Genomic DNA, 10,062 nt, shown 5'->3' with positions numbered 1-10,062 from the left:
GGGGAAAAAGCCCACCCCGCCCCCCCCCCCCCCCCCCCCCCCCCCCCCCCCCCCCCCCCCCCCCCCCCCCCCCCCCCCCCCACGCCCTGCCGCCCCTACCGCTTCAGCGCCTTCCGCAGCCGCAGCGCCCGGCGGGCCAGCCGGCGGACGCGGGGGTGGCGGGGAAGCGGGAGGCCGCCGGGCAGGCCGAGGACGGTCAGCCGGCGGCGGGTGAAGTGGTGCCGGGTCCGCGCGGCGAGCGGGCCCGACAGGTGCCGGACCGCCGCCTCGCGCAGGTCGGGCCGGATCTTCGGCTGCATCGCGAAGCCGACCGCCGCGACCAGGTCGTTCAGCGGCGCCGTCCCGAGCGCCGGACCGCTCTCGTCCGCGGCGTCCTCCTCCAGCGGCGGGACGACGGCGTCCACGACCGTGAGGGGGACGCGGTTGCTGTTCTGGTACGGCGTGAGCCGCTCCAGCAGGGTGCGGGTGCCGACCCGGGCGACCGGCAGCCCGTAGAAGGCGTGCGCGGTGAGCAGGGCCGTGGAGAAGCAGCCGACGACGAGGGCGGGCCGCATCTCGCGGTAGAGCACCTCGGCGAGCACGGGCCGGTCCTCGACGGTCAGCTCCGCGCCGAGCGCCTCCGCCGCGCGGACCAGCGCCCGCGACCAGGCGTCCGGGGCCGTCGGGTGCGGCTTGAAGACGAGCCGCCGGTGGCCGCGGGCCACGGCGCCCCGGACCATCCGCAGGTGCAGCTCCTCCTCCTCGGCGGCGGTCAGGAGGCCGAGCGCGGCCAGGTACTGCCCGAGGAGCAGCGCCGGACCCTCCCGGCCGTCCTCGGCGGCCGGCCCGGAGAGCTCCTCGACGCACCGGGTGAACGCCTCGGTGGGGACGGCCTCGGCCACGGCGCCGAACTCGGCCAGCAGCAGCGGCGCGAGCCCCGGCACGAGGTCCAAGTGGAGCAGCCGTCCGACCCGGCCGCCCACCAGCGGCTCGATCTTGTTGCGGGTCGGTCCGTAGCTCATCAGGCCGTCGGCGTACGCGGTGATCGGCGCGTCGGGCAGCAGCTGGGCGACGGCGAGGGCGGGCGTCACCTGGAGCGACTCCAGCGCGAGCTCGACCCGGTCGTCGCCGAGGTCCCAGATCCGCCGCAGATGGCGCCGGAGCAGCGGGAGGTCGCTCGCGCGCGGGGTCCAGCCGGCCGGGTGGAGCGGCGAGATCACCTCGTTCCAGGACAGCACCGCGTCGAAGCGGCCGCGCAGCCGCGCGAAGCCGTCGGCCTCGTCGAGGGCGGGCGTGGTCTCCGGCACCGCCGCGTTGTTGATCACCACCAGGATCCGCCGGTCCGCGGGGCCGAAGCAGTCGCTGTCGAGGGCGGCCGCCAGGGTGACCGCCCCGTAGAGGGTCGAGGCACAGAAGATCTGGGTGGTCCGGCGGCCGCCGGCCGGCGGGGTCGTACGGCTGCTCACGCGGCCACCTCCGCGGTGCCCGCGGGGCGGCGCCGGCGCAGCGAGCGCAGGGTCGCGGCCCGCTCGGGCCCCATCGCGGGCAGCACCTCGTCGAGGAGCTCCCGGGGCATCCGCCGCAGCGCCCCCGCGCTCATCGCCTTCAGCTGCCGGGCCACGTCAGGCTCGAAGCGTTCGATCGAACCGACGTGGTGGGAGATCACCGCGCAATACGTGCGGACGGCCTTGGGAAGAAGCCGTTCCGCGTCCGGGTCCTTCGCCGTCTCCTCGATCACCTGGTCGAATGCGCGAATGAAATCCAATTGCCGCACGTCACCGATCTGCGTGAGCGAGGTGGAAACACCCCGCCGATAGAAGACGCCCAGTTCCCCGAGCGCCGCGAAGGAATCCGCCTCCCGGTGCAGCCGCCAGATCCACGGCCGGTCCTCCGCCGTCCGCAGGCCGTGCGGGAAATGCAGCAGCCCCCGGTCGAGGAGGCGCCGGTGGTAGAGGCCCGCCCACGCGTACGGATAGTCGACGGAGGTCGTCCGGTCGGCCGGCAGGATCGCGCCCCGCGGGTCGAGCACCTCGCCGCGCCGGGCGACGGGCACCTGCCGGACCGACCGGTTGCGGCCGGTGACCGAGACGTGGTCGGTGCGCACGAAGTCGCAGCCGAGCCCCTCGGCGGCGGCGACCAGGCGGCCGAAGTGGCCCGGCGCCAGCCAGTCGTCGCCGTCCAGGAAGGCGATGTACTCGCCGCGGGCCGCGTCGAGCCCGGTGTTGCGGGCCGTGGCGAGACCCTCGTTCCGCTCGTGCCGGATCAGGACCGCGCCCGGCAGCTCGCGCGCGGCCCGGTCGAGGAGCTCCGGCGTCCCGTCCGACGAGCAGTCGTCGATCAGCAGGAACTCGAAGTCCTCCCGGGCGTTGGCCCGCAGGCTCGTGAGGGTGTCGGGGGCGTATGTCTGCACGTTGAAGAACGGCACGACGACGGAGAGCTTGACCACCCGGCCGACGCTAGGCGGCGACCCGGCATTCCCACCGACCGCCGGGGGGCGATTCGGTGAACACCGCGAGGCAGGCGCATTAACCGCCTTTACCGACAAGGGAATCAGGCCGCGTCACGTCCGGAAAACGAACCGCTTCAGACGTCGGAGAGGCGCTGTTCACCGTTTGTTGCCGCCCAGTTGGGACGGAAAGCGGAATGCCCTTCTAGCGTCCTCGGCGTGCCAGCAAGTACCAGAGAAGCGGTACGCGTCGCCGTACTCGCCGACTCCGACACCCGGTGGAAATGGGGCGCCCTCACCGCGCGCCGCATCACGGCGACGACCGCCGAACCCACCGGATTCGTCCTCCGGGGACGTGCCACGCCCACCGCGCGCCAGCTCACCGAGACGGGGGTCTCCACGACCGTCCCGCGCGAGGTGACCGGCGCCGACTTCCTGCGGGCCGTACGGGACGCGGAGACCCGCGGCGAGGGATACGACGTCGTCGTCCTCGCCCTGGTCGGCGGCACCGTCCGGGCCGTCCTCCAGGGCCTGGCCGACCTGGCCCTGGAGCGACGCCCGGTGATCGTCACCGGCTACGTCGGCGTCGTCTACGAGAAGCTGACCGACGGCCTCCTCCTGCGCCACGGCGCCGACGTGGTCCTCGCCAACTCCCGTCACGACGCCGAGCGGTTCCGCGCCGTCTACACGGGCGTCGGCGCCTGCGCCGACGCGGTCGTCGAGGCCGCGCTGCCCTTCCTCGGCGGCGCCCCGCACACCCCCGAGGCCGGCCGCGACACCCTGGTCTTCGCCGCCCAGCCGTCCGTCCCCGCCACCCGGGCCGAACGCGCCTACGTCCTGCGGCGGCTGGTCGACCACGCCCGCCTCCACCCCGGCCGCGAGGTGCTCCTCAAGCTCCGCTCCAAGCCGGGCGAACACACCACGCACCTGGAGGAGTTCCCCTTCCAGAAGCTGGTCCGCGACCTCGACCCGCCGCCCAACCTCCGCCTGGTCTACGGGCACATGGGCGAGGTGCTCGACCGCACGGACCTCCTGGTCACCGTCTCCTCCACGGCCGCCCTCGAAGCCCTCCACCGGCGGATCCCCACCGCGATCCTCACCGACCTCGGGGTCCGCGAGGCCCTCGGCAACCACCACTTCGTCGGATCCGGCCTCCTGACCTCCTTCGACCGGCTCGACGGGGGCCTCGCCCCGACCCCCGACGAGACCTGGCTCGCCCGGCAGGGCGTCGCCTCCGACGGCTCGTACGCGTCGGCCTTCGACGCGGCCCGCGACCGGGTCGCCGCCCTCCTGGCGCTCCCCGCGCTGCCCCCGATCACCCCCTACTACACCGCGGAGACGGCACCCGGCTACCTGCCGGGGATCCTCGCCCGCCACCGCCTGGACGTCACCGCGCCCGAACCCCGCGAGAGCGGGCTGCGCCGGGTCGTCCGGGAGGCCGCGCGGGGCGCGTACCGCCACGGCGTGCAGCGCGTCGCCCCCGTCATCCGCCGCCTGGGAGAACTCTGATGACGACGACGAAGCCGAGCGCCCCGACCGTGCTCGCCGTGATCCCCGCGCGCGGCGGATCCAAGGGCGTCCCCGCCAAGAACCTCGCCCCGGTGGCCGGCGTCCCCCTCGTGGCCCGTGCCGCCCTGGCCTGCCTCGGCGCCCGCCCCGTCACCCACGTCGTGGTCTCCACGGACGACGCCGCCATCGCGGCGGCGGCCCGCGCCGTCGGCGCCGAGGTCGTGCACCGCCCCGCCGCCCTGGCCGGCGACACCGCCACCAGCGAGGCCGCCGTCCTGCACACCATGGACGCCTTCGAGGCCACCCACGGCCGCGCCGCCGACGTCGTCCTCCTCGTCCAGTGCACGAGCCCCTTCCTCACCTCCGCCGAGATCGCGGACACCGCCGGCCGGGTCGTCTCCGGCGCCGCCGACACCGCCTTCACGGCCGCCCCCTCCCACGGCTTCCTGTGGCGCGACCCGGCCGGCGGCGCCACCGGAGCCGTCGGGGTCAACCACGACAAGGCGCACCGCCCCCGCCGCCAGGACCGGGAGCCCGAGTACCTGGAGACCGGCGCCGTCTACGCCATGGACGCGACCGGCTTCCGCACCCACCGGCACCGCTTCTTCGGCCGCACCGCGCTCGTCGTCACCGACGCCGCCCGCGTCCTGGAGATCGACGACCCGCACGACCTGGCCCGCGCCCGGGCCCTCGCGCCGCTCCTCGACGAGCCCACCACCCCGGGCTTCGCCGACGTCGACGCCGTCGTCCTCGACTTCGACGGAACACAGACCGACGACCGGGTCCACCTCGACGCCGAGGGGCGCGAGTTCGTCTCCGCGCACCGCGGCGACGGCCTCGGCATCGCGGCCCTGCGCCGCGCCGGCCTGCCCGTCCTCATCCTCTCCACCGAACAGAACGCCGTCGTCGCCGCCCGTGCCCGCAAGCTCCGCATCCCCGTCCTGCACGGCATCGACCGCAAGGACCGGGCCCTCAAGGAGTGGTGCGAGGCCGAGGGCATCGACCCCCAGCGCGTGCTCTACGCCGGCAACGACGTCAACGACCTCCCCTGTTTCCGCCTCGTCGGCTGGCCCGTCGCGGTCAGCAGCGCCCACGACTCCGTACGGGCCGCGGCCCGCGCGGTGACCGTCACCCCCGGCGGCGCCGGAGCGATCCGCGAGATCGCCGCGTGGCTCCTCGGACCCGAGCTCGACACCCCCGCACGCACCACCACCGACTCGTAAGGAACGGCACCATGAACACCCGTCTGCGCACCTTCGGCGAGAAGACCGCCGGCCCCGGCCGATCCGTCTACATCACCGGCGAGATCGGTATCAACCACAACGGCGAGCTGGAGAACGCCCTCGCGCTCGTCGACGTCGCCGCCGAGGCCGGCTGCGACGCCGTCAAGTTCCAGAAGCGCACCCCCGAGATCTGCACGCCGCGCGACCAGTGGGACATCGAGCGCGACACCCCCTGGGGCCGCATGACCTACATCGACTACCGCCACCGCGTGGAGTTCGGCGAGGACGAGTACCGCGCCATCGACGAGCACTGCCGCAAGCGGGGCATCGACTGGTTCGCCTCCCCGTGGGACACCGAGGCCGTCGCCTTCCTGGAGAAGTTCGACGTCCCCGCCCACAAGGTGGCCTCCGCCTCCCTCACCGACGACGAGCTGCTCCGCGAGCTGCGCGCCACCGGCCGCACGGTCATCCTCTCCACCGGCATGTCGACGCCGAAGCAGATCCGGCACGCCGTCGAGGTCCTCGGCAGCGACAACATCCTGCTCTGCCACGCCACCTCGACCTACCCGGCCAAGGCCGAGGAGCTCAACCTCCGCGTCATCCAGACGCTCCAGGAGGAGTACCCCAACGTCCCGATCGGCTACTCCGGCCACGAGACGGGCCTCCAGACCACGCTGGCGGCCGTCGCCCTCGGCGCCACCTTCGTCGAGCGCCACATCACCCTCGACCGCGCCATGTGGGGCTCCGACCAGGCCGCCTCCGTCGAGCCCCAGGGCCTCCAGCGCCTGGTCCGCGACATCCGCACGATCGAGACGGCCCTCGGCGACGGCGTCAAGAAGGTCTACGAGTCCGAGCTCGGCCCCATGAAGAAGCTCCGCCGGGTCCAGGGGGTCGTGGAGGCATGACCGGGCAGCTGGCGTTCGTCGAGAGCCCCGTCCAGCTCCTCAACGTCCTGGAATGGGCGCACGCCCAGTCGACCGACGCCGGCGACCCCGCGGCCCCCGGCGACCCCGGGGCCGCGGCCCCGGCCGCCGCGGGGGCCGGCCGTCCCGCCCCGGCGGCACCCCTCACGGTCGTCGTCCTCTCGCCGACCGACCCCATGTCCCGCGGCCAGCTGCGCCGGATGGCACAGCTGGCCCGGGACGAGGGCCTCGCCGTCCGCTGGCAGGAGGCCCGCGGCGGCCGGGGTGCGCTGGTCCGCACGCTGCGGGAGCTGGCCGGACCGCTCCGCGCGGCGGAGCGCGTGATCATCGGGGACCCCTTCTCCCGTTACGTCCAGCTCCTCCTGTCGCTGTTCTCGCCCCGGCACCTGACGGTCGTCGACGACGGCACCGCCACGATGGAGTTCGCCGCCCAGCTCGGCCGCGGCGAGCGGCTGGTCCGCTGGCACCGCAAGGGCAGCCTGGGCCCGCGCGAGCTGCTCCTCGCCCCGGTGACCTCGCTGGCCCGCCGCCGGCTCGCCCCCGCCCGGGGCCGCACCGTCGAGGTCTTCACCTCGCTGCCCCTCGACACGCCCGGGGACCTCCGGGTCACCGAGAACTCCTTCGCCTGGACCCGGAGCCGTTTCGGCCCCCCACTGCTCACCGGCGGCGCGGACCTGGTCGGCACCTCGCTGGTGGAGACGGGCGTCGTGGACGCCGAGCACTACGCGCGGGTCGTGGGCGAGCTGGCCCGGAGCCACGGCGCGACCCGCTACTTCGCGCACCGCAGGGAGAGCGCCGAGAAACTGCACCGGATCGCGGTGGACACCGGGCTCCAGGTGGTCCGGCCCGATCTGCCGCTGGAGCTGATCGCCCGGCGCGGCCCCATCGGGCGCACGGTCGTGAGCTTCCCGTCCACGGTCGTGCACACCCTGCCGCTGGCCCTGGCGGGCACGGGGGTGAGGGTCGCCGTCTGCGAGATCGCGCCCGAGTGGCTGCGGGAGAGCGCCTCGCCGCGCGCCCAGGGCTTCCTGTCCGTGGTCACCGGCACGGCCGCGCACGAGGTCGACCGGCTCACCGCACGGGCGGTGGGGCCCACCGACCGGCTCGAATTCGGCTGAGCGTACCCATGACGGAGGGCTTTCATGCCCGACAAACCGAGATTCTTTCCCCTAACGGGCTGAACTTTTCGTGATCAACGGGCAGTTGACCTCTCCACGGGCCTACCCTTCAAAGGGTGAACCAGTTGAAGTCCCGTGAGCCAGGCTCCGTCACCCTGCCCGGAACGCTGTCCGCAACCCTGCGCGCCGAACTGATCGACTTCCGCAGGGACTTGCACATGCACCCCGAGCTCGGGAACCAGGAGTTCCGTACGACCGCCGCGCTCAAGGCCCGCCTGGAGGCGGCCGGCCTCGCGCCGAAGGTCCTCCCGGCCGGCACGGGGCTCATCTGTGACATCGGCACCCGGGACCGCGACCGTCCCATGCTGGCGATCCGCGCCGACCTCGACGCGCTCCCCATCCCCGACGTCAAGACCGTCGCCTACCGCTCCACCGTGGCCAACCGCGCCCACGCCTGCGGACACGACGTCCACACCACCACCGTCCTCGGCGCCGGCCTCGTCCTGGCCGAGCTCGACCGGCAGGGTCTGCTGCCCCGCGCCGTGCGGCTGATCTTCCAGCCCGCCGAGGAGGTCCTGCCCGGCGGCGCCGCCGACGCGATCGAGGCCGGGGTCCTGGAGGGCGTCGGCCGGATCATCGCCGTCCACTGCGACCCGCGGGTCGACGCCGGCAAGATCGGGCTCCGGGTGGGGGCCATCACCTCGGCGTGCGACCGCCTGGAGGTCACCCTCGACGGACCGGGCGGCCACACCGCCCGGCCGCACCTCACCACCGACCTCGTCACGGCCGCCGCCCGGGTCGCCACCGACGTGCCCGCCGTCCTGGCCCGCCGCGTCGACGCCCGCTCCGGGCTCTCGGTCACCTGGGGCCGCATCGAGGCCGGCCACGCGCCCAACGTCATCCCGCAGCACGCCGAGCTCTCCGGCACCGTCCGCTGCCTGGACCTGCCCGCCTGGCGGGAGGCGCCCGACCTGGTGCACGCCGCCATCGACGAGGTCGCCGCCCTGCACCGGGCCAAGTCGACCGTCACGTACGTCCGGGGCGTCCCACCGGTCGTCAACGACGCGGGCGTCACCGAACTGCTGCACGAGGCCATGGCCGCCCGTCGCGGACCGCACGCGATCGAGGACACCGAGCAGAGCCTCGGCGGCGAGGACTTCTCCTGGTACCTGGAGCACGTCCCGGGCGCCATGGCCCGCCTCGGCGTCCGCACCCCCGGCGACAGCCGCGTCCGCGACCTGCACGCCGGCGACTTCGACGTGGACGAGCGCTGCATCGACGCCGGCGTGGAGCTCTTCACCGCCGCGGCCCTGCTCGACGCCACGCCGCGGGGCTGATCGCGGGCCGGATTCCGGCCGTGCGCGCCGCGCCGGGGGACCGGCCGGGCGGGCCGCCGCCGCCGGGCGCGGCGCTTGCTCCGTCCGGCCCATCGCCCGGCGTGGCGCCGCCCGATGGCCGTCCGCCCGCCCGGGCCGGGAGGTATAACCGGCGGTACCGGGCCGAACGCTCCCGGTGGTCTCGACTGGCCGGTTCGCGACGATCCGATAACGACTCATGAACGGGTCTTTAACTGACATCTACGCGCGTTACGATCGCGGCGAAACCAGCGCCGGAAGAGGCGCTTTCGGTCAGTGTTGAAGGGACCCTCCTCTTGCGCCGGATCACCAGGATCACCACCGTGGGCATCGCCTCCGCGGCGCTCGCCCTCTCGGTCACCGCGTGCGGCAAGTCGTCGACCGACTCGGGCTCCAGCTCCAGCTCCAGCTCGGACTCGAAGGCGACGAAGGCCGCCATCGCGTACGACATCGGCGGCCGTGGCGACCAGTCGTTCAACGACGCCGCCTACGCGGGCCTCAAGAAGGCCGAGGACGAGCTCGGCGTCAAGGGCGCCGAGGCCGAGCCCTCGTCCGGAGAGGGCGACGCCGACAAGGTCGCGCGCCTCACCGCGCTGGCCCGCGCCGGCAACAACCCGGTCATCGGCGTCGGCTTCGCCTACGCCCCGGCCATCGAGAAGGTCTCCAAGGCCTACCCGAAGACCACGTTCGGCCTCATCGACGACACCTCGGTGACCGCCCCGAACATCGCCAACCTCGTCTTCAACGAGGAGCAGGGCTCCTACCTGGCCGGCGTCGCCGCCGCCAAGGCGTCCAAGAGCGGCACCGTCGGCTTCATCGGCGGCGTCGAGGTCCCGCTGATCAAGAAGTTCGAGGCGGGCTTCGCGCAGGGCGTCAAGGACACCAACCCCAAGACGAAGGTGCTCGTCCAGTACCTGACCCAGCCGCCGAACTTCGACGGCTTCTCCAAGCCCGACCTCGGCAAGGCCGCCGCCCAGGGCCAGATCGACAAGGGCGCCGACGTGATCTACGCCGCCGCCGGTCTGGCGGGCTCCGGCGCGATCGAGGCCGCCGCGTCCGCGGGCAAGTGGGCCATCGGCGTCGACTCCGACCAGTACAACCAGGCGGGTCTGGCCTCCTACAAGGAGCACATCCTGACCTCGGTCACCAAGGACGTCTCCGACTCGGTCTACAACGTCATCAAGTCCGTCAAGGACGGCAAGCCGCAGTCGGGCGAGATCCGCTACGGCCTCGCCACGGACGGTGTCGGCCTGGCCGACTCCAACCCGGCGTACGTCAAGATGACCGATGTCACCGCCGCCGTGGAGAAGGCGAAGAAGGACATCATCGACGGCAAGATCACGGTCAAGACCGCTCCGTAAGGACATCCAGGTCACGACCTGAGCCCGGGGCCGGGGGGGGGGGGGGGGGGGCCCCGGGGGGGGGGGGGGGCCCCATCCCCCCCCGGGCTTTCCTTTTTTTTTGCGGCCCCCCCGGTGCGGTGTTCCCCTTCCGACCACCTCGCCCCCC

Annotated in this window: 8 protein-coding genes; 6 read left to right on the top strand and 2 right to left on the bottom strand. The window is 73.9% G+C overall.

What is annotated here, in order from left to right; translation table 11 throughout:
- Positions 1-95: 95 nt before the first annotated feature.
- On the bottom strand, positions 96-1,445 hold the full coding sequence (locus tag ACZ60W_RS36650; RefSeq protein ID WP_469759733.1) for a polysialyltransferase family glycosyltransferase: 1,350 nt from the start codon (positions 1,443-1,445) through the stop codon (positions 96-98).
- Positions 1,442-2,425 (bottom strand): glycosyltransferase family 2 protein, encoded by a 984-nt coding sequence (locus ACZ60W_RS36645; protein ID WP_469759732.1) that lies wholly within the window; start codon positions 2,423-2,425, stop codon positions 1,442-1,444. Before ACZ60W_RS36645 ends, ACZ60W_RS36650 begins: the two co-directional genes overlap by 4 nt.
- A gap of 219 nt (positions 2,426-2,644) precedes the next feature.
- Here ACZ60W_RS36645 and ACZ60W_RS36640 point away from each other — a divergent pair, with 219 nt between their 5' ends.
- The 6 genes from ACZ60W_RS36640 to ACZ60W_RS36615 all read left to right on the top strand — a co-directional run bounded on the left by ACZ60W_RS36640 (position 2,645) and on the right by ACZ60W_RS36615 (position 9,914).
- Positions 2,645-3,934, top strand: coding sequence for a DUF6716 putative glycosyltransferase (locus tag ACZ60W_RS36640; RefSeq protein ID WP_469759731.1), 1,290 nt, complete (start codon positions 2,645-2,647; stop codon positions 3,932-3,934).
- Complete coding sequence (locus tag ACZ60W_RS36635) at positions 3,934-5,157, top strand: cytidylyltransferase domain-containing protein (protein WP_469759730.1); 1,224 nt, start codon at positions 3,934-3,936, stop codon at positions 5,155-5,157. Before ACZ60W_RS36640 ends, ACZ60W_RS36635 begins: the two co-directional genes overlap by 1 nt.
- Positions 5,158-5,168: 11 nt before the next feature.
- Positions 5,169-6,062, top strand: a complete 894-nt coding sequence (locus ACZ60W_RS36630) for an N-acetylneuraminate synthase family protein (protein ID WP_469759729.1) — start codon at positions 5,169-5,171, stop codon at positions 6,060-6,062.
- Positions 6,059-7,198: a hypothetical protein gene (locus ACZ60W_RS36625; protein WP_469759728.1), complete on the top strand. Its 1,140-nt coding sequence runs from the start codon at positions 6,059-6,061 to the stop codon at positions 7,196-7,198. The genes ACZ60W_RS36630 and ACZ60W_RS36625 overlap by 4 nt, the downstream gene beginning before the upstream one ends.
- Positions 7,199-7,314: 116 nt before the next feature.
- Positions 7,315-8,535, top strand: a complete 1,221-nt coding sequence (locus ACZ60W_RS36620) for an amidohydrolase (RefSeq protein WP_469759727.1) — start codon at positions 7,315-7,317, stop codon at positions 8,533-8,535.
- A gap of 314 nt (positions 8,536-8,849) precedes the next feature.
- On the top strand, positions 8,850-9,914 hold the full coding sequence (locus ACZ60W_RS36615; RefSeq protein WP_469759726.1) for a BMP family lipoprotein: 1,065 nt from the start codon (positions 8,850-8,852) through the stop codon (positions 9,912-9,914).
- The last annotated feature ends 148 nt before the right edge of the window (positions 9,915-10,062 follow it).

It is taken from the genome of Streptomyces sp. NPDC104202, from assembly GCF_055584185.1.
Note: the sequence above shows the minus strand (reverse complement) of the source record. Positions and strands in the feature narration are given on the sequence as shown.